At 69.0% G+C, this 18,161-nt stretch carries 20 protein-coding genes; 14 read left to right on the plus strand and 6 right to left on the minus strand.

Annotation, left to right across the window (positions count from 1 at the left end):
* The first annotated feature begins 7 nt into the window (after positions 1–7).
* The 5 genes from EV653_RS39820 to EV653_RS41490 are packed head-to-tail and all read left to right on the plus strand — an operon-like array spanning position 8 to position 3,749.
* A complete protein-coding gene (locus tag EV653_RS39820; protein WP_134111506.1) occupies positions 8–871 on the plus strand; it encodes a carbohydrate ABC transporter permease in 864 nt (287 codons plus the stop codon).
* A complete protein-coding gene (locus tag EV653_RS39825; RefSeq protein ID WP_134111507.1) occupies positions 868–1,695 on the plus strand; it encodes a carbohydrate ABC transporter permease in 828 nt (275 codons plus the stop codon). The genes EV653_RS39820 and EV653_RS39825 overlap by 4 nt, the downstream gene beginning before the upstream one ends.
* A gap of 10 nt (positions 1,696–1,705) precedes the next feature.
* Complete coding sequence (locus EV653_RS39830; RefSeq protein WP_134111508.1) at positions 1,706–2,614, plus strand: nucleoside hydrolase; 909 nt, start codon at positions 1,706–1,708, stop codon at positions 2,612–2,614.
* Positions 2,586–3,590, plus strand: a complete 1,005-nt coding sequence (locus tag EV653_RS39835; protein WP_134111509.1) for a LacI family DNA-binding transcriptional regulator — start codon at positions 2,586–2,588, stop codon at positions 3,588–3,590. The genes EV653_RS39830 and EV653_RS39835 overlap by 29 nt, the downstream gene beginning before the upstream one ends.
* Positions 3,591–3,608: 18 nt before the next feature.
* Positions 3,609–3,749, plus strand: coding sequence for a hypothetical protein (locus tag EV653_RS41490; RefSeq protein WP_166679713.1), 141 nt, complete (start codon positions 3,609–3,611; stop codon positions 3,747–3,749).
* A gap of 28 nt (positions 3,750–3,777) precedes the next feature.
* Here the strand turns inward: EV653_RS41490 and EV653_RS39840 are convergent, their stop codons facing one another.
* Together EV653_RS39840 and EV653_RS39845 are read right to left on the minus strand one after the other, a co-directional pair.
* Positions 3,778–4,344 carry an HdeD family acid-resistance protein gene (locus EV653_RS39840; RefSeq protein ID WP_166679714.1) on the minus strand — a complete coding sequence of 189 codons (567 nt, stop codon included), beginning with the start codon at positions 4,342–4,344 and terminating at the stop codon, positions 3,778–3,780.
* Between the two features lie 72 nt (positions 4,345–4,416).
* Positions 4,417–5,136 carry an IclR family transcriptional regulator gene (locus EV653_RS39845; RefSeq protein ID WP_130387568.1) on the minus strand — a complete coding sequence of 240 codons (720 nt, stop codon included), beginning with the start codon at positions 5,134–5,136 and terminating at the stop codon, positions 4,417–4,419.
* A 131-nt stretch (positions 5,137–5,267) separates the two neighbouring features.
* Between EV653_RS39845 and leuC the strand changes: the two genes are divergently transcribed.
* The 4 genes from leuC to EV653_RS39865 all read left to right on the plus strand — a co-directional run bounded on the left by leuC (position 5,268) and on the right by EV653_RS39865 (position 9,471).
* Entirely contained in the window at positions 5,268–6,692 is a 1,425-nt protein-coding gene (leuC, locus tag EV653_RS39850) for a 3-isopropylmalate dehydratase large subunit (RefSeq protein WP_134111511.1), read from the plus strand.
* 14 nt (positions 6,693–6,706) lie between these two features.
* The gene (gene leuD / locus EV653_RS39855) at positions 6,707–7,306 is read left to right on the plus strand and encodes a 3-isopropylmalate dehydratase small subunit (RefSeq protein WP_134111512.1); all 600 of its coding nucleotides are present in this window, start codon (positions 6,707–6,709) and stop codon (positions 7,304–7,306) included.
* Positions 7,307–7,573: 267 nt separating this feature from the next.
* Complete coding sequence (gene corA, locus EV653_RS39860; protein ID WP_134111513.1) at positions 7,574–8,740, plus strand: magnesium/cobalt transporter CorA; 1,167 nt, start codon at positions 7,574–7,576, stop codon at positions 8,738–8,740.
* A 158-nt stretch (positions 8,741–8,898) separates the two neighbouring features.
* Positions 8,899–9,471, plus strand: a complete 573-nt coding sequence (locus tag EV653_RS39865; RefSeq protein ID WP_134111514.1) for an HU family DNA-binding protein — start codon at positions 8,899–8,901, stop codon at positions 9,469–9,471.
* Between the two features lie 98 nt (positions 9,472–9,569).
* On the opposite strand, the gene EV653_RS41875 is transcribed toward EV653_RS39865, so the two are convergent.
* Positions 9,570–9,776 (minus strand): hypothetical protein, encoded by a 207-nt coding sequence (locus EV653_RS41875; RefSeq protein WP_202872052.1) that lies wholly within the window; start codon positions 9,774–9,776, stop codon positions 9,570–9,572.
* Between the two features lies 1 nt (position 9,777).
* Positions 9,778–10,449: a 2-phospho-L-lactate guanylyltransferase gene (gene cofC / locus EV653_RS39870; protein ID WP_202872053.1), complete on the minus strand. Its 672-nt coding sequence runs from the start codon at positions 10,447–10,449 to the stop codon at positions 9,778–9,780.
* Positions 10,450–10,465: 16 nt separating this feature from the next.
* Between cofC and EV653_RS39875 the strand changes: the two genes are divergently transcribed.
* From EV653_RS39875 to EV653_RS39885, 3 genes are all read left to right on the plus strand, one after another.
* A complete protein-coding gene (locus tag EV653_RS39875) occupies positions 10,466–11,257 on the plus strand; it encodes a lysophospholipid acyltransferase family protein (protein WP_134111515.1) in 792 nt (263 codons plus the stop codon).
* A 97-nt stretch (positions 11,258–11,354) separates the two neighbouring features.
* Entirely contained in the window at positions 11,355–12,356 is a 1,002-nt protein-coding gene (locus EV653_RS39880) for an NAD(P)H-dependent glycerol-3-phosphate dehydrogenase (RefSeq protein WP_134111516.1), read from the plus strand.
* Positions 12,353–13,252, plus strand: coding sequence for an aminoglycoside phosphotransferase family protein (locus tag EV653_RS39885; RefSeq protein ID WP_202872054.1), 900 nt, complete (start codon positions 12,353–12,355; stop codon positions 13,250–13,252). Before EV653_RS39880 ends, EV653_RS39885 begins: the two co-directional genes overlap by 4 nt.
* Positions 13,253–13,257: 5 nt before the next feature.
* Here EV653_RS39885 and EV653_RS39890 read toward each other — a convergent pair whose 3' ends face one another.
* On the minus strand, positions 13,258–14,022 hold the full coding sequence (locus EV653_RS39890; protein ID WP_134111518.1) for a hypothetical protein: 765 nt from the start codon (positions 14,020–14,022) through the stop codon (positions 13,258–13,260).
* A gap of 168 nt (positions 14,023–14,190) precedes the next feature.
* On the opposite strand from EV653_RS39890, the gene EV653_RS39895 reads away from it, so the two are divergent.
* Both EV653_RS39895 and EV653_RS39900 read left to right on the plus strand, forming a co-directional pair.
* Positions 14,191–16,227, plus strand: a complete 2,037-nt coding sequence (locus EV653_RS39895) for a sensor histidine kinase (protein ID WP_134111519.1) — start codon at positions 14,191–14,193, stop codon at positions 16,225–16,227.
* Positions 16,224–16,865 (plus strand): response regulator transcription factor, encoded by a 642-nt coding sequence (locus EV653_RS39900; protein WP_166679715.1) that lies wholly within the window; start codon positions 16,224–16,226, stop codon positions 16,863–16,865. Before EV653_RS39895 ends, EV653_RS39900 begins: the two co-directional genes overlap by 4 nt.
* A 164-nt stretch (positions 16,866–17,029) precedes the next feature.
* On the opposite strand, the gene EV653_RS39905 is transcribed toward EV653_RS39900, so the two are convergent.
* Positions 17,030–18,148 (minus strand): ROK family transcriptional regulator, encoded by a 1,119-nt coding sequence (locus EV653_RS39905; protein ID WP_134111520.1) that lies wholly within the window; start codon positions 18,146–18,148, stop codon positions 17,030–17,032.
* Positions 18,149–18,161: the final 13 nt, after the last annotated feature.

Here is an 18,161-nt window from a genome sequence, read left to right on the forward strand (position 1 = left end):
CCATCAAGTGAGGAAGCGTGGGCAAGGGCTGATCGCCCTTGCCTTCCTCGCGCCGGCGCTGCTGTGCCTCGCCGTACTGCGGATCGTCCCGGCGATCTCCGCCGTCGTCGAGAGCTTCTACGCCGAGAGCCTGCTGCGCGGCGGCCGGGTGTTCGCGGGGCTGGGCAACTACACGGACCTGGTGTCGAACAAGGACTTCCGGCAGGCGGTAGGAGTGACGTTGCTGTTCACCGTCCTGGTGAACCCGATCCAAGTCGTCGTCTCGTTCCTGCTGGCCGTGCTCTTCACCCAGCGCGCGATGGGCTCAAAGCTGTGGCGCACCCTGGTCATCCTGCCGATAGCCACCCCGCCTGCGGTGTCGGCAGTGATCTGGAGCGTCATCTATCGGCCGGACGGCCTCGCGAACGGCGTACTCGAGCGGCTCGGTCTGCCCGTCCAGCCGTTCCTGACGTCGTCCGGCCAGGTGCTGCCGTCGCTGATCGTGCTGCTGTCGTGGATCGGCGTCGGCTACTGGATGCTCTTCCTGATCGCGGGCATCCAGGAGGTCCCCGTCGAGGTCCGTGAGGCCGCGCTGCTCGACGGTGCGAGTGCCTGGCGCCGGATGGTCTCGGTCATCCTCCCGCTGGTACGCCGGCCGCTGGCGTTCGTGCTGGTCGCCGACACGGTCTCCAACCTGCTCGTGTTCGCGCCGGTGCAGATCCTGACCAAGGGCGGCCCGAACGGCAACAGCAACCTGTTGATGTACGACGTCTACACCCGCGCCTACGCGATCGGCGACATCCACGTCGCGCAGGCCGAGGTCGTGATCCTGGTCGCGCTGACACTCGCGATCGTGGCCGGCCAGTTCCGGCTGTTGCGAGGTGACCAGTGAAGCCGCGCCTGCAGTCACTCAGCCTGTCGGTGCTCGGCGGAGTCGTCGGGATCCTGTTCTTCCTGCCGTTGCTGTGGGTGCTGACCAACTCGCTGCGGCCGGGTTCGGAGACGTTCGCGCATCTGACGTTGTCGTGGCGGACGTTCTTCGAGTTGAAGCCGACCCTGCACAACTACTCGGCCTTGCTGAGCAGCGATGTCGGTCGCGCGACGCTCAACTCGATCCTGGTCAGCGCGGCCACGGTCGTCATCGGTCTCGCGGTCTGCGCGTCGGCGGCGTTCGGGCTGGCGGCGTTCGAGTACCGCGGGCGCGGGCTGGTGTTCGGCATCGTCGTACTGAGCTTCCTGGTGCCGTTCGACGCGATCGCGATCCCGCTGTCGACGATGTTCCGCGACTGGCAGCTGACCAACACGTTCACCGGGCTGGTGCTGCCGGGGATCGGCAACGGGATGGCGATCTTCCTGCTGCGGCAGTTCTTCCTCGGTATCCCGGCCGAACTGGTCGAGGCCGGGAGGCTCGACGGGCTGGGCTGGTTCGGCGTCTTCCGCTGGATCTACCTGCCGTTGTCGCGGCCCGCGCTGATCGGCGCCGGCCTGATGCTGTTCCTCTTCCAGTGGCAGTCCTACGTCTGGCCGCTGCTGATCGGCACCGACGCCAAGCACATCCTCGGCCCGGTGGCCCTGTCCAACCTGCAAGGTCAGAACTTCGCCGACTACGGTCTCGTCTTCGCGGGCGCCGTCGTCCTCACCGTCATCCCGCTGATGGTCATCGCCGGCTTCCAGCGGTACTTCGTCCAGTCCGTGGCGAGCAGCGGGCTCAAGTAGAAGGAATTCTGTGCGATCGATCATTCTCGATACCGATATCGGCTCCGACGTCGACGACGCCATGGCGCTGGCCCAGATCATGGGCAGCCCGGATCTCGACCTGCTCGAGGTCCACACGGTGTACGGCGATACGCGGCTGCGCGCTCAACTCGCGCGCCGGTACGCCGCCTTGGCCGGCCGCGACCTGGTCGTCGTACCGGGTGCCGCGGAGACCTTGTCGGGACGTGACGTCTGGTGGGCCGGGCATGAGGGCACGCTGCACGACGACCTGGCCTCCGAGACAGTCAGTGCGGAGAGTGCGCCGCAGCGGTTGGTGGCCCGGCTACGCGAGCGACCTGGTGAGCTCGACGTGGCGGCGATCGGCCCGCTGACCAACGTGGCTGAGGCGTTACAGCTCGAGCCTGAGGTGGCGCGGTGGATCCGGCATCTGTGGGTGATGGGTGGGTCGTTCGGCGATGAGAGGTCGGAGCACAACTTCAAGTCCGACGACATTGCGGCGCAGGTAGTGCTGAGCGCGGGGATTCCGACGACGATCACCGGTTTGGAGATCACGCAGCAGGTGACGATCGAGGCGTCCCGGTTGGAGCGGATCCGGGCTGCTGGTCGGCTGGGCGCCGCGCTCGGGGCGGATATCGAGCAGTGGTGGGCGTACTGGAACGAGACGTGGAACGTGCCGCATGACCCGGTGGCGGTTCTCGCGCTGAGTCGCCCGGAACTGTTCAGATTCTCGGAGGTCGGCAGAGTCGCGATCGCGGTGGGTGGGGACAGCGCGGGGCGTAGTACGTTCACCCCGGATCCCGAGGGGACCGTGCGGATCGTGACCGGGGTTGACGCCGAGCGGGTGGCTGAGGAGATCACCGCCCGGATCGTGGCGGCATACCCTGCAGATCATGGGGAGAGCGATGGCGACGGCTCGTGATGTCGCGGAGCGGGCCGGCACGTCCACTGCGGTCGTCAGCTACGTCTTCAACAACGGCCCCCGGCCCGTGTCGGCGGAGACCCGCCGGCGTGTGCTGGAGGCCGCGGCGGAGCTGGACTACCGGCCCAACATCCTCGCCCGGGCGCTGAGTGCGGGACGCACGTACTCGCTCGGCCTGCTGATCCCGCAGATCCGCAACCCGTACTTCGCCACGCTCGCGGAGCACCTGGAGAACTTCGCGCGGCAGCACGACCACCTGCTGCTGATCGGTGACTCGGCGGGCGATCCGGAGCAGGAGTCCGCGCACATCGGCTCGTTCATCGAGCGCAAGGTCGACGGCGTCGTCCTCGTCTCGCTGCTGGTGGAGCCCGCGATCCAGCGGTTCGCGGCGGCCGGCGTACCGGTCGTTGCTCTGCATCCCGTGCCAGAGGGCGTGACGGTGTCGACGCTTTCGATCGACTACGTCGCGGCCGCCGAGGCGTCGACGGATCACCTGCTCTCACACGGCTACCGCACCCTCGGCGTCGTCACTGGTCCCGAGGACTCACCTGGTACGTCGGAACACCGGCGCGGGATCGAACGGGCCCTGGAGAAGCACCCGCGGGCCTCGGCGCGGTACGTCGCCAGCCCGGTGTCACGCTTCGCCGCACGGGACGCCGTACAGCCGTGGTTCGAGCAGAAGCGGCCACCGCGGGCGATCTACTGCTCGACCGACGAGCAGGCATTCGGCGTACTGTTCGCGGCTTGGGAGGCCGGGCTGCGAGTGCCGGAAGACGTTGCGGTGATGGGGTTCGACGGCACCAGCGAGTGCACGGTGACGATCCCGCCGCTGGCCAGCGTGCGCCAGCCGATCGACGAGACAGCCCGTCGCGCCGTCGAGCTGCTGCTGGATCGCACGAACACCGAGGCGGCTAGGCACGTCCTCGACTACACGCTGATCCCCAGCGCCTCCTGTGGCTGTCACGCGGATCGCTGAGCCTCCGGTGAACGCCGCGTGAACCCGCTCGCCTCGCGGCTCGCCGTTGAAGGTGCAGTGGGCGCGGTCGCGACCCCGCCCGGCGCGGGTGGCGCCGCCTCGTCCAGGAACGCGGCCGATCGCGCTGCCGCCGCCGAGCGGGGCAACGCGATCGGCTAACGCTCGCCGGTCAGGCGGGTCAGGCGGGTCAGGCTGGTGAGGGGCTGGCGTGGGCGGGGCCGCTGTGCAGCTCCCGGCGTACCGACCAGCCGACGCCGATCAGGACCACGCCCCACACGAGTGCGGTGACGCCCAGTACGACGGCGACGCCGACCGCGCCCGCTCCGGGATTGGCAGCGAACAGCACGCCGATCAGGATCGACAGCAGCCCGTTCAGCACCAGGAGCCAGCGCGGCACCACCTGCTGACTGCTGAAGGCCCCGGCGAGTTCGAAGACGCCGCGGATGATCAGCCAGATCCCGAGGATCCAGGTCAGCGTCGCCGCGGCCATCCCCGGGCTGGTGATCGCGAAGAACGCCGCGACCAGCGCGATCACGCCGAGCACGACCAGCCAGAGCCGGCTGCCCTTCGACTCGGGCTGGAACGCCTGGACGATCGAGCCGATGCCGTCGGTCAGGGCCCAGATGCCCCACAGCAGGGCCAGTGCGATTGCCGTGTGGATGGGCCACGCGATCGCGAGGATTCCGAAGATTACGGCGATGACGCCGCGGACGAGCAACATCTTCCAGCCGAGAGTCAGCCAGTCCCGCTCCATGTCGGACCTCCTTTGAGGGGCTTTCACCCTCATGGTGATCCTGGTTGCGGTACGTGACAACTACCTGACGAACTACTCCGACGCGCGGCGCAGCGCTTCGGACAGTCGCTCGGCGGCGGCCATCACGGCCGGGGCGTGCATGCGGCCGGGCTGGCGGGACAGGCGTTCGATCGGGCCGGAGACCGAGACGGCGGCGATCACCTTGCCGCTGGGGGAGCGGACCGGAGCCGAGACCGACGCGACGCCCTGCTCCCGCTCACCGACGGAGTGCGCCCACCCACGACGCCGTACGCCGGCCAGCGCGGCCGCGTTGAACGACGCGTTGTGGAGTCCGCGGTGCATCCGCTCCGGGTCCTCCCAGGCAAGCAGTATCTGGGCAGCCGAACCGGCGGCCATCGTCAACTGGCTGCCGACCGGCACGGTGTCGCGCAGACCGGACGGACGCTCGGCGGCGGCGACGCACACGCGATACTCACCCTGGCGGCGGAAGAGCTGCGCCGACTCACCGGTGATGTCCCGCAGTCGCGCCAGCACCGGGCCGGCGGTCGCGAGCAGCCGGTCCTCACCGGCGGCGGAGGCCAACTCACTGAGTCGCGGACCGAGCACGAACCGTCCCTGCATGTCGCGGCCGACCAGACGGTGGTGCTCCAGCGCCACCGCGAGCCGGTGTGCGGTCGGGCGGGCCAGCCCGGTCGCCGCGACGAGACCGGCCAGGGTCGCCGGCCCGGACTCGAGCGCGGACAGAACGAGAGCTGCTTTGTCGAGAACGCCGACTCCGCTAGAGTTGTCCATGAGACGATACTGCCGTCTCGAATCGTGGAACGCAAGTCGCTTGGACGGTCCCGTGCGGAGCACGCTGAAAAAAGCAGTGCGAGAGCACAGTGAGCGGAAAGCACCCACTTCCAATCTCAAAGGAGAGTCTGATGGGTAGGACGTTGTCGGAAAAGGTCTGGGATGCGCATGTCGTGCGCCATGCCGACGGAGAGCCCGACCTTCTCTACATCGACCTCCATCTGGTCCACGAGGTGACCAGTCCACAGGCCTTCGACGGTCTGCGGCTGGCCGGCCGCGGCGTCCGCCGTCCGGATCTGACGATTGCGACCGAGGACCACAACGTCCCGACGTACGACGTGGACAAGCCGATCGCCGACCCGGTGTCGCGCACCCAGGTGGACACGCTGCGGAAGAACGCCGAGGAGTTCGGCATCCGGATCCATACGCTCGGCGACCCGGACCAGGGCGTCGTGCACGTGATCGGCCCGCAGCTCGGACTGACCCAGCCCGGCATGACCGTGGTCTGCGGTGACAGCCACACCTCCACGCACGGTGCGTTCGGAGCCATTGCCTTCGGCATCGGCACGAGCGAGGTCGAGCACGTGCTGGCCACGCAGACGTTGATGCAGGCGCGGCCGAAGACGATGGCCGTGACGGTCGACGGCGTACTGCCGGACGGCGTCTCCGCGAAGGACCTGGTGCTGGCGCTGATCGCGAAGGTCGGCACCGGCGGCGGCCAGGGCTACATCGTCGAGTACCGCGGTGAAGCGATCCGCGCGCTGAGCATGGAAGCCCGGATGACGATCTGCAACATGTCGATCGAGTGGGGCGCCAAGGCCGGCATGATCGCGCCGGACGAGACCACGTTCGCGTACCTGCAGGACAAGCCGCATGCGCCGCAGGGCGTCGACTGGGAAGCCGCGGTCGAGTACTGGAAGAGCCTGGCCACCGACGAGGACGCGACGTTCGACCGCGAGGTCGTGCTGCGGGCCGAGGACATCGCGCCGTTCGTCACCTGGGGAACGAACCCGGGCCAGGGCATCCCGCTGTCGGAGAAGGTGCCGTCGCCGGACGACTTCGACAACGAGAACGACAAGGTCGCCGCCGAGCGCGCGCTGGAGTACATGGGCCTCACCGCAGGTACGCCGATGCGCGAGATCCACGTGGACACGGTCTTCCTGGGCTCCTGCACCAACGGCCGGATCGAGGACCTGCGCGCCGCGGCCGGGGTGCTCGCCGGGCGGAAGGTTGCCGAGGGCACCCGGATGCTCGTCGTGCCGGGCTCGGGCCGGGTCCGGCTGCAGGCCGAGGCCGAGGGCCTGGACACGATCTTCAAGGACGCCGGCGCGGAGTGGCGCGGTGCCGGCTGCTCGATGTGCCTGGGCATGAACCCGGACCAGCTGGCCCCGGGGGAGCGCAGCGCCTCCACCTCGAACCGGAACTTCGAAGGCCGCCAGGGCAAGGGCGGTCGCACCCACCTGGTGTCGCCGCTGGTCGCCGCTGCGACCGCCGTCACCGGCACCCTGGCCGCACCGGCCGACCTGCCGCCCGTCGCCGTACCTGCGAACGCCTGAGGAGCAACGGAATCATGGAAGCCTTCACCCAGCACATCGGTACGGCGGCCCCGCTGCGCCGCAGCAACGTCGACACCGACCAGATCATCCCGGCCGTGTACCTGAAGCGGGTCACCCGGACCGGTTTCGAGGACGGACTGTTCGCTGCCTGGCGCAACGATCCGTCGTTCGTCCTCAACCAGCCGGAGTACGACGGCGTCTCGGTGCTCGTCGCGGGTCCGGACTTCGGCACGGGGTCGTCGCGTGAGCACGCGGTCTGGGCCCTGCTCGACTACGGGTTCCGCGTGGTCGTGTCCTCGCGGTTCGGCGACATCTTCCGCGGCAACTCGGGCAAGGCCGGGCTGCTCGCGGCCTTGGTCGAGCAGGACGTGGTCGAGCAGCTGTGGACCACGATCGAGAGCGACCCGGGCACCAAGGTGACGGTCGACCTGGAGAACAAGACGATCTCGGCCGGTGACGTGTCCGCACCCTTCGAGATCGACGACTACACGCGTTACCGGTTGCTGAACGGGCTGGACGACGTCGGCATCACGTTGTCGCACGCCGACGACATCGCTGCCTACGAAGCAACCCGGCCTTCGTTCAAGCCGGCAACCCTTCCGGCGAAGGCCTGATCATCGGCCAGAGTTAGCGCCCCCGTAACGTTCGGCGGGCCGGGGGCGATAACTCTGGTGTTACCCTTGCGTGGTTGTCAGAACAAGGCTTGCGAGACCTGGGAGGTGAGGCGCTCATGACCAACAGCAGCAGCGATCCCTCCAGACATACGGGTCTCGCTCGACCTTCGGGGGCTTACTCCTTCTAGGAGTTGCTGGGTCTCCAGCAGTTGCGGTCGGGCAGACGTGCGTTCATCACTCACCTGATCCACCGCACCTGGAGGACTCATGTCCGACCTGCGCCTTCGCACGATCCGTGCGTTCAGCCGCACCCCGTCACTGCGTGCCGCCGCGCGCAAGCACGCTGCTGCCGTCTCCGCCGCCGTTCCCGAGCAGGCCGAGAAGCAGCCCCGCGATCCGCAGATGCCCAAGGGGCACAGCGTCGTGGACAGTGCGATCTACTGCGGCGGCCGCCGGGTCGCTTCGCCGGATTCCCTCGCCGAGACCTACGGCGAGCTGCACCAGGCGCCGCACAGCCTGGCCTGGATCGGCCTGTACCGGCCGGATCGCCGCGAGCTGGCCTCGCTGGCGAAGGAGTTCGACCTGCACGAGCTGGCGATCGAGGACGCCAACGAGGCGCATCAGCGGCCCAAGCTGGAGCGGTACGGCGACACGTTGTTCGTCGTCCTGAAGGCCGCGCGGTACCGGGACGCGACCGAGGAGGTCGAGTTCGGTGAGGTGCACGTGTTCGTCGGACCGGACTTCGTGGTGACGGTCCGGCACGCCGAAGCGCCCAACCTGGCAGCGGTACGGCGCCGCGTCGAGCGCGACCCCGAGCTGCTCAGCCGGGGCGCCGAAGCGGTCCTCTACGCGATCATGGACAAGGTCGTCGACGGCTACGCTCCGGTGGTCGCCGGTCTCGAGAACGACATCGACGAGATCGAGACCGAGGTGTTCCGCGGTGACCCGAAGGTGTCGCGGCGCATCTACGAACTCTCCCGTGAGGTGATCGAGTTCCAGCGCGCGACCCGGCCGCTGGTCGGCATGCTCGAGCAGCTGCGCGGCGGATTCCAGAAGTACGGCGTGGACGAGGAACTGCAACGTTCACTGCGCGATGTCGCCGACCACGTCACCGAGGTGGTGGAGAAGGTCGACGGATTCCGCGAACTGCTGCGCGACATCCTGACGGTGAACGCGACCCTGGTCGCCCAGCAGCAGAACGAGGAGATGAAGAGCCTCGCGATCGCCAGCAGCGAGCAGAACGAAGAGGTCAAGCGGATCTCTGCCTGGGCGGCGATCCTGTTCGCCCCGACCCTGATCGGGACCGTCTACGGGATGAACTTCGACAAGATGCCGGAGCTGCACTGGCAGTACGGATACCCCTTCGCGATCGGCCTGATGGCCTTGGTGTGTGGAGGTCTGCACCAGATCTTCAAGCGCCGCGGTTGGCTCTGAAACCCACCGAATACCCCGGATCGGGCGAAATTGTGGCCCGAATCGCCTAAAACAAGGCAAATTTGCCGCGTTGGTGTTTGTGCATGGCGGTTTGAGTCCATAACGTTCCTGTGAGATCGAGCGCTGTGCTCGACGTCTAGTGTTCACGGAGGGAAGCAGTGAACAAGAGCCAGTTGGTCGAAGCGCTCGCAGTGCACTTCGACGGAAACCGCCGCCAGGCCCAGCACGCGTTGGAATCGGTGATCGACACCGTCCAGCGTGAGCTGACCAAGAAGGGTGGCAAGGTCGCCATCACCGGTTTCGGTGCCTTCGAGGCCATCGAGCGTGGGGCGCGCATCGTGCGCAACCCGCGGACCGGTGAGACCAAGCGTGCGAAGAAGACCACGGTGCCGAAGTTCCGCGCTGGTGCGGAGCTGAAGGCCGTTGTCTCCGGCGCCAAGAAGCTGCCGAAGCTGGTAGTTCCGAAGCCGGCCGCGACCGCCACCAAGGCGGCTGCCCCGGCGAAGAAGGCTGCACCGGCGAAGACCGCGGCTGCAACCAAGACCGCCGCTGCGAAGAAGACGACGGTCGCCAAGAAGGCCCCGGCCAAGACGGTTGCCAAGAAGGCGCCGGCGAAGACCGTTGCCAAGAAGGCCCCGGCGAAGAAGGCCCCGGCCAAGACCGTTGCGAAGAAGGCGCCGGCCAAGAAGGCCCCCGCCAAGAAGACCGCGGCGAAGCGTACCGCTCGCTGATCTTCACGCACTGCGGCACCCGCATCACAGCGAAGGCCGGTCACCCCACACCAGGGGTTGACCGGCCTTCGCCGTTGTCCGCGGCAACCAGCGGCAAACTACAGCCGGGTCGCGAATTCCACCTTGGTGATGGTCAGGTCGGCGCCGGAGCCGGTGGTCTCGAGTCGGACCCGCTGGCCGACCCGCAGATGACGGACCGGGGTATCGGCGACCGCGTGCACGGTGAACGGAAGCTCGACGCCGGTGTCGGTGAGCACCGCACCGGAGAACGTCTCGCCGTCGTAGCGGCTCACTGTCGCTTGCATATCAGCAGGCTAGACCCTCGGTCCCGGTCGCGGCACCGAGGACCAGCGACATCACGTCGGCCGTCGCCGGACCCACCCCGAGCTGTACAGCGTGCGCCAGATCGGCTGCGGTGTCGACATCACGACGTACCGACTCGATCCCGGTCAGCTCGATCGGCATCGCCCCGGACGCCTGGTGTGCCAGCGCGGAACCCACGCCGAAACGCGGATCCAGCGGTACGCCGGGAGCCGCCGCGAGCAGTGTCGTACCGGTGCCGGGCTGGTCGACGACGAAGGAGCGTGGCGCCGTACACGCCGCGAGTACGGCGGTGAGCTCGGCCGGCCGCAGCGCGGGAAGATCCGCGGACAACGCGGCCACGCCGTTGTCCGGGAACTCGGCAGCGGCAACAGCGGCTCCATGCAGCAAGGCCTCGTTGAGCCCGGCCGCCGGCAGATCCGGTACGGCGTACGCACCGGCCGCGGTCACATCCGCGGCGACCAACGGATCGTCCGTGACGACCAGGACGGCCCGCACCAGGGGCGAGGCGAGGGCGGCCGCAGTAGTGTCGACAGCGAACGCACGGGCCAGCTCGGGACGGTGCTGCGGGTAGGCCGGAGCGAGCCGGCTCTTCGCGATCGCCGTACGCTTCACCGGGATCGCCAGGATCCAGGGAGCGACCTGTAGGTCTGCCATCAGGCAGGATTCTCCCATGACGGATGGCAGCAACGAGCAGCAGGAGGCTCCAGTGGACAACGGGCAGGGTGATCCGCGTCCGCCGCGGGGCTTCTGGTTCGGCATCATCGTCGCGATCGTCAAGCCGTTCATGATCGTGTTCACGAAGTGCCGGTTCACCGGCCGGGAGAACATGCCGCGCACCGGCGGCGTGATCTACGTGCCCAATCACATCTCGCACTTCGACCCGGTCCTGCTCGGATACTTCATCTGGGAGTGCCGGCGGATCCCGCGGTTCCTCGGCAAGGCGTCGCTGTTCAAGATCCCGGTGCTCGGCACGATCATCACCAGCGCGGGCCAGATCCCGGTCTACCGGGACTCCACCCAGGCGGCGGATGCCTTCCGGGACGCGGTGGCCGCGGTCGAACGCGGCGAGTGTGTGGGCGTTTACCCGGAGGGCACCATTACCCGTGACCCGGACCTGTGGCCGATGACCGGTAAGACCGGGGCTGCCCGGATCGCGTTGATGACCGGCTGCCCGGTGATCCCGATCGCCAACTGGGGCGCGCAGGAGATCATCAAGTCGTACACCGGCAAGATCCGGATCCGTCTGCTGCCGCGCAAGACGTTGCAGGTCCGGGCCGGTGCGCCGGTCGACCTGAGCGCGTTCAAGGGCAAGCCGCTGACCAACCAGCTGTTGCACGAGGCAACCGAGGTGATCATGGCCCGGGTTGCCGAGACCCTCGGTGAACTGCGCGGAGAGACCCCGCCCAAGGAGCTCTACGACCTGCGCAAGGCCCGCAAGGCTGAAGGTGAGGAGAAGGCATGACTGAACTGATGCCGCGATTTCGTCGCGGCGGGTCATCGGGCTCCAACTCCCGGCCTTCCCTCGTCGCTCCGCTCCTCGGTCCAGGCCGGGAGGCCCGATGACCAGGGTTGCGGTGTTCGGTGCCGGATCCTGGGGTACGGCGTTCGCGGTGGTGCTCGCGAACGCCGGTAACCAGGTGTCCGTGTGGGGCCGGCGTGAGTCGCTCTGTGAGTCGATCAATGCCGGGCACGAAAACGCCGACTACCTTCCCGGTCTGCGTCTGCCTGATGCGATCACCGCGACGCACGACCCGGCTGCGGCGGCCGACGGCGCGGAGGCGATCGTTCTCGCGGTTCCGTCGCAGTCCTTGCGGGACAACCTGACCGACTGGGCCGGCGTGCTGCCGAACGCCGTACCGCTGGTCAGTCTGATGAAAGGCGTCGAGCTCGGCACGACGAAGCGGATGAGCGAGGTGATCGCCGAGCTCACCGGCGCCGGACCGGAACGCATCGCCGTCGTCTCAGGACCGAACCTGGCGCGTGAGATCGCCGAAGGTCAACCGGCAGCGTCCGTGGTCGCCTGCGCGGACGAGGGTACGGCGGCGCGCTTGCAGAAACTGTGCCATTCGCCGACGTTCCGCCCATACACCAACAACGATGTCATCGGCTGTGAGCTCGGCGGCGCCTGCAAGAACGTGATCGCCCTCGCGGTCGGGATGGCCGTCGGACTCGGCTTCGGCGACAACGCGCGCGCGTCGGTGATCACCCGCGGTCTCGTCGAGATCGCCCGCCTGGGTAAGGCGCTCGGCGCCGACGAGCACACGTTCTCGGGTCTGGCCGGGCTCGGCGATCTGGTGGCGACGTGCTCGTCGCCGCTGTCGCGGAACCGGACGTTCGGCGAGAAGCTCGGCCAGGGCATGAGCGTGGCGGAGATCGCCGGCGCGACCCGCCAGGTCGCCGAGGGCGTGAAGTCCTGCGCGTCGATCTCCGAGCTGGCGCACCGGCACGACGTCGAGATGCCGATCGTCGAACACGTCACCAAGGTCGTCGCCGGTGAGATGACCCCGAAGGACATGCTGTTCAGCCTGGTCTCCCGCTCGGCCAAGTCGGAGCGCTGGTGATCCCGGCCGCGTTCGCGAAGGCCACCATCGATCGCGAAGGCGCTGTCGGCGAAGCCTGGCTGGCCGAACTGCCCGGCATCGTCGACGACCTGTTGACCCAGTGGGACTGCGAGCCCGATGGTGAGGCCGCCCACGGGCAGGTCGGCATGGTCGTGCCGGTCCGGGACGCCGTACTCAAGGTGTCGTTCCCGCATCCGGGCAACGTGCACGAGCCGGACGCCTTCGAGGCTTGGGGCGGCGAGGGCGCGGTCAAGCTGTACGAACGCGACGACGCCCGCTATGCCATGCTGCTCGAGCGCGCGCATCCGACGACGCTGCTGGAGCACGACGAGGACGTGGTCGTCATCGCGGGCGAGCTGCATCGCCGGTTGCGGATCCCGGCGCCGGACGGCCTGCCCCGGATGTCGGAGCAGGCCGATGCCTGGGCGGACGAGCTCCGCAAGGATGCCGCCGAGCTCGACCACCCGCTGCCGCCGTACGTCGTGGACGCCGCGCTCGCCGTCGTGGACGAGCTCGGCCGGGACCAGCCGGAGATCCTGATCCACGGCGACTTCCATCCACGCAACATCCTCCGCGCCGACCGGGAGCCCTGGCTGGCCGTCGATCCGAAGGGGTACGTCGGCGACCCGGCGTACGACGCGACCACGTTCCTGCGCACCCGCGCCGCGCACCAGCTCGGCGCCGACGACCTGATCAGTCGGTTGAACCACGAGCTCGAACTGTTCGCCGAGACCGCCGAGCTCGATCCCGAACGCATCCGCCGCTGGGCCCACCTCAACATGGTCCAGTCGGCCTTCTGGGGCCGCCGCCACGGCTTCGGCCGAGCCCGCGCCGGCAGCGAACTCGACCGATTCATCGCCCTGTGCGACGAACTCGCCGTCAGCTGGATCGCCTAGCCTTCTCAGCTGGCTTGCCTGGCGAGGCCCTCAGGTGGCAGGTCGAACGCGTCGTTCGGGGTCCGCAACAGGGCGATGCTGGCGCCGGCGAAACCGACCGCGGTGACCACAAGCCCGATACCGGCGGCGACGTGGCCTGGCATGAACGGGTGGGTGAAGCCGCCGACCGCGAGGGCGATGCCCATCCAGACCGGAGCAACCCGGCTGCGCGCCAGAGCGATGCCCTGCAGCAACAGGCCGACCGTGATGGCGAGGATGAAGAGCAGACTTCCGACGGCGAAGATCGGCAGGTTGTCCATCGCGGACCTGACCTTCTCCATCGTGTCGGGGTCCAGCCCTTCGTGGACCGTGAGGTACTCCGGCGTCACCGGACCGCCCAGCAGGAACAGCCCGGCTCCCAGACCGCCCATGGTGACGATGGCCCCGACGGTGGACAGTCGCGGCACCCGGCGGCGCGTGACCCATGCGACGGCGAAGCTTGCCGGGATCAACAGGAACCAAGGCACCTGCAGCCACTGCATCAGCTCGAACCGGCCCTGGTGCGCCGCAACCGCCGCGACCGTCTCGTCGAACGGCGCGTTGCCGCCGACCGGGCTGATCAGGTAGACGATTCCCTGCAGCAGGATCGGCACCGGGGCGATCACGGCCAGCAGGACCCGCCAGAATCCGCGCACGTCCCGCGGCTTCCGTTCGGTCTTGGCTGTCTTGCCAGTGTTGCCTGTGTTGCCGGGCTTGCCTGACTTGCCGGTGTTCGGGGCTGTGGTTGACATGAGCAACTCCTTTGCGAGTGCGCTGCCGTCAGCGCTGGAGCCCTCAGCGTCGGACCGCACCGGCCCCAGGCGGCAGGTTCGCGGCTCCCAGCCGCCCCGGAGACCTTCCTGGGTGCCTTGGGGCCAGACCCCTATCCGCCTGTGGGTTCGAGGTCTGATGATGGGCTCATGAGGGCCGATCCGGACGTGACCGGTAGGACCGATCGCCGGCTGCGATCGGTGGCTCTCGCTGCACTCGGTGTGGCGTTGCTCGGCGCAGTGATCACCGTCGTCGCCGCAGCGGCGTCCGGGCTGAGCTGGTCCCGGCTGGTCGACCTGTTCGTCGTGAGCAACGCGCTGATCGGGCTGTGCCTGGCCTTGGCGGGCTGGCCGATCGCGGACCGGCAGCCACGGAACCTGGTCGGCTGGTCGCTCCTCGTCGGCGGCTTGTGCTACGGCTCGACCGCGCTCGGGACGAGCGTGCTCGGGTGGCTGGGGGAGCCGCGAGGCTTCTGGCGCGGAATCGCGACGGTGACCAACGCCGGCTGGACGTGGACCTTGGCGACGCTCCTGCCGTTGTCGCTCCTCCTGTTCCCCGACGGGCGGCTGCCGAGCCGGCGCTGGCGCTGGGTCGTCGCGGTGCTGTGCTTCACCGGCATCAGCTATACGGCTGCCGCGGTCCTGGACCCGACCGGCGGACTGACGGCCGAGTTGGGCATTCCGGGGTACCCGGCCTGGTCCGGGTTCCGGCAGATCGTGTGGCTCCAGAACGTGAGCGCGGTCGGGCTCGCGGCCGGCTACCTGTCGGCCTTGGCCGCGGTCGTCGTCCGCTACCGGCGCGGCTCCGAACAGGTCCGTCGGCAGATCCTCTGGTTGCTGCTGGCAACGATCCTGATGGTCGGCTGCTTCGCGGTTTCGACCGCGGTCGGCTCGGAGTCGCTGCTGCTCGGGGTGCTGCCGATCCTGCTCGTCCCGGCGGCTGTGGCGGTCGCCATCCTGCGGTACCAGCTCCTCGACATCCGGCTGGTGGTCTCGCGATCGGTGCTGTACCTCCTGCTCACCGGCGCGGTGGTGGCCGCCTACCTGGCTCTTGTCCTGCTCCTGGACCGAACCGTGCGCCATCAGGTTTCGCTCAACTCCTCGGTTCTCGCGACCGTGGTGATCGCGCTCGCCTTCAATCCCGCGCGGGTCTGGTTGCAGCGGCTGATCCAGCGAGCGTTCTACGGTGCGCGCCAGGATCCGGTGCGGGCGATGGTCGAGGTCGGCGCCCGGCTCGGCACAGCGGCCGGCGCCGGGCTGGACGGCGTACTCGACGCCTTGTGCCGGGTGATGCGCTTCCCGGCGGCAGCTGTCCTGGTGGACGGCAAGCAGGTGTCGGCGTACGGCGAGCTGCCCGCGGCACGGCATGCGATCGCGCTCACGTCCGGGGCCGAGCGGTTGGGGGAGTTGGTCGTCGGTTTGCGTTCGGGCGAACAGCGGCTCGATTCGGCCGACGAGCAGGTACTCACCCTGCTGGCTGCTCCGATTGCGGTGGCGGTGCAGGCCAGACGGCTGGCCGACCAGTTGCGGGACTCGCGGGAGCGGGCCATCTCCGGCCGCGAGGAGGAGCGCCGGCGGATTCGCCGCGACTTGCACGACGGACTCGGCCCGGTGCTGACCGCGGTCGTGCTGAACGCCGAGGCGGCGTTACGCCTGCTCGACACCGATCGCGAACGGAGTTCGTTGCTGCTGGCACGCCTGCGCGACCTGACGAGCGGGGCGGTCGACGAGATCCGCCGGCTGGTGGACCAGCTGCGGCCGGCCGCGCTGGACGGACTCGGTCTGGTCGGCGCCCTTCGTGAGTACGTCGTGTCCGCGGGCCCGCGCACGGACGGTGCCGCTCTCGGCATCACGGTGGACGCGCCGCCGGAACTCGGCGAACTGCCTGCCGCCGTGGAAGTCGCGACGTACCGGATCGTCACGGAGGCCCTGACGAACGTGATCCGGCACTCGAGCGCGACCACCGCAGGAGTCCGGCTTGCTGTCGAGCACGACCGGCTCCTGTTGGAGGTGCGCGACAACGGACTCAACGACGGCCCGGAATGGCAACCGGGTGTCGGGCTCGCGTCCATCACCGAGCGGGCGGCCGAGTTGGGTGGCGAGTGCGACGTCCGCTACGGCCGGACCGGGTGCACGGTCAGCGTCGTACTGCCGCTGGGCCCGGCCGTACTCGAGGTGCGGCCATGACGTTGCGGATTGTGGTGGCAGACGACCACGGCATCGTGCGCGAGGGCCTCGGCGCGCTGTTGTCGGCGCATGACGGCTACGAGCTGATCGGTACGGCGGCGAACGGCGAGGAGGCGGTTCGTGCGGCGGTGATGCTGCATCCCGATGTGCTGGTGATGGACATTCAGATGCCGGGACTGTCCGGCATCGACGCGACCAGCGAGATCGGCCGGGTCGCGCCTGACGTGGCCGTGCTCATGCTGACGATGTTCGACGACGACGAGTCGGTGTTCGCCGCGATGCGCGCCGGCGCCCAGGGGTACGTGCTGAAGGGTGCGGCGCCGGACAACGTGATCCGGGCCATCGCCGCGGTCGCCGCGGGCGAGGCGATCTTCGGACCCGGGGTCGCGCGCCGGGCACTCGCCTACCTGTCCGGCCCGCGCGTCGACCAGCCGGCCTTCCCCGAGCTGACGCCGCGCGAACGCGAGGTACTCAACCTGATCGCCGGCGGCCTGGGCAACAGCGCGATCGCCGCCCGGCTCGGACTGGCCGTGGCGACCGTCGGCAACCACATCACCAGCATCTTCGCCAAACTCCAGGTAGCCGGCCGCTCAGAGGCAATAATCCGAGCCCGCTCCGCCGGCCTCGGCGACCACTGAGCTGGCCCTCCCCGCCGCATCTGAACCCGCGCCGCACCCTCACCCACCGCACACCCACCGCACACCCACCGCACACCCACCGCACTCACGCCGCACTCACGCCGCACCCTGACCGAGCGCCTGCAGCGGCAGGCCGGAGGGTGGAGGTGTTCGAGGGGTGGGTGTCAGTGGGCCAGCACGTATTGCTGGACGAGGAATGCGGCGCCGCGGAGGGCGCCGTCCTGGGAGGTTCGGGAGGTGCGGACCTGGAGGTCTGTGGTGGCCAAGGGCAACGATCTCGCGTAGATGGTCTCGCGGATGCCCGCGAGCAGGCTGTCGCCGGCCTGGGAGAGTGAGCCGCCGACGACGATCACCGAAGGGTTGAGCAGGCTGACGGCGGCGGCCAGGACCGTGCCGATCTCGCGACCCGCCTGACGGACGGCGCTCGTCGCGGTCGTGTTGCCCGCGCGGACGAGCTCGACAATGTCCCGGCTGGTCTCGACTCCGAGCGTAGTGGCGAGCGCCGCCGCTGAGGCGATTGCTTCGAGGCAGCCAACGTTGCCACAGCGGCAGAGCTCAGTGTGCCCAGGTGCCTGGATATGGCCGATGTCGCCGGCCGCGCCCTGGGCGCCGCGGTGCAGACGGCCGCCGCTGATCACGCCGGCACCGATGCCAGTGGCAACCTTCACGAACAGCAGGTGCTCGACATCCGGGTACGCCGTCGCATGCTCGCCGAGCGCCATGATGTTCACGTCATTGTCGACTAGCACTGCGCCAGGCAGTTCACGGCTCAGCCGGCCGACCACGTCGTACGAATCCCAGCCGGGCATGATCGGCGGATGGTTCGGTCGTCCGGTGCTGTGCTCGACCGGCCCCGGCAGCCCGACCCCGGTGCCGGCCAGATCGTCAGGTGACCGGTCCGCCTCCCGCAGCAGCGCATGTCCGGCCCGCGCGACCGCGTCGAGCACGACCTCGGGCCCCTCGGCGATCTTGAGCGGCGTCGTCGATCGATACAGGATCTCGCCGGCCAAGTCGGTGAGAGCGACGGACAGATGCGTCGCGCCGACGTCGGCGGCGAGCACGAGCCGTGCGGCCGGGTTGAACCGGAAGCGGGCCGGCGGCCGACCGCCCGTCGACGCGGCCTCCCCGGACGGTACGACGAGACCGGCCGCGACCAGAGCCTCGATCCGCCCGGTGACCGTGGAGCGGGCCAGGCCGGTGACGTCGATCAGCTCGGCACGGGTCCTGGCCTGGCCGTCGAGGAGCAGCCGCAGGACCGCGTCCGCCGTACCCAGATCGCTCATGTGTCGGACTTTC

Origin of the sequence: Kribbella pratensis (assembly GCF_004365355.1) — a bacterium.
In the GTDB taxonomy this organism is placed as follows: domain Bacteria; phylum Actinomycetota; class Actinomycetes; order Propionibacteriales; family Kribbellaceae; genus Kribbella.

What these genes read in the sequence shown, in the direction of transcription:
- EV653_RS39840 (WP_166679714.1), bottom strand. Translation starts at nt 4,344, where the DNA reads ATGGAGCGGGACTGGCTGACTCTCGGCTGGAAGATGTTGCTCGTCCGC.
- EV653_RS39900 (WP_166679715.1), top strand. Translation starts at nt 16,224, where the DNA reads ATGACGTTGCGGATTGTGGTGGCAGACGACCACGGCATCGTGCGCGAG.
- EV653_RS39835 (WP_134111509.1), top strand. Translation starts at nt 2,586, where the DNA reads ATGGGGAGAGCGATGGCGACGGCTCGTGATGTCGCGGAGCGGGCCGGC.
- cofC (WP_202872053.1), bottom strand. Translation starts at nt 10,449, where the DNA reads ATGGCAGACCTACAGGTCGCTCCCTGGATCCTGGCGATCCCGGTGAAG.
- EV653_RS39875 (WP_134111515.1), top strand. Translation starts at nt 10,466, where the DNA reads ATGACGGATGGCAGCAACGAGCAGCAGGAGGCTCCAGTGGACAACGGG.
- EV653_RS39890 (WP_134111518.1), bottom strand. Translation starts at nt 14,022, where the DNA reads ATGTCAACCACAGCCCCGAACACCGGCAAGTCAGGCAAGCCCGGCAAC.
- EV653_RS39845 (WP_130387568.1), bottom strand. Translation starts at nt 5,136, where the DNA reads ATGGACAACTCTAGCGGAGTCGGCGTTCTCGACAAAGCAGCTCTCGTT.
- EV653_RS39895 (WP_134111519.1), top strand. Translation starts at nt 14,191, where the DNA reads ATGAGGGCCGATCCGGACGTGACCGGTAGGACCGATCGCCGGCTGCGA.
- EV653_RS41875 (WP_202872052.1), bottom strand. Translation starts at nt 9,776, where the DNA reads ATGCAAGCGACAGTGAGCCGCTACGACGGCGAGACGTTCTCCGGTGCG.
- EV653_RS39880 (WP_134111516.1), top strand. Translation starts at nt 11,355, where the DNA reads ATGACCAGGGTTGCGGTGTTCGGTGCCGGATCCTGGGGTACGGCGTTC.
- leuD (WP_134111512.1), top strand. Translation starts at nt 6,707, where the DNA reads ATGGAAGCCTTCACCCAGCACATCGGTACGGCGGCCCCGCTGCGCCGC.
- leuC (WP_134111511.1), top strand. Translation starts at nt 5,268, where the DNA reads ATGGGTAGGACGTTGTCGGAAAAGGTCTGGGATGCGCATGTCGTGCGC.
- corA (WP_134111513.1), top strand. Translation starts at nt 7,574, where the DNA reads ATGTCCGACCTGCGCCTTCGCACGATCCGTGCGTTCAGCCGCACCCCG.
- EV653_RS39905 (WP_134111520.1), bottom strand. Translation starts at nt 18,148, where the DNA reads ATGAGCGATCTGGGTACGGCGGACGCGGTCCTGCGGCTGCTCCTCGAC.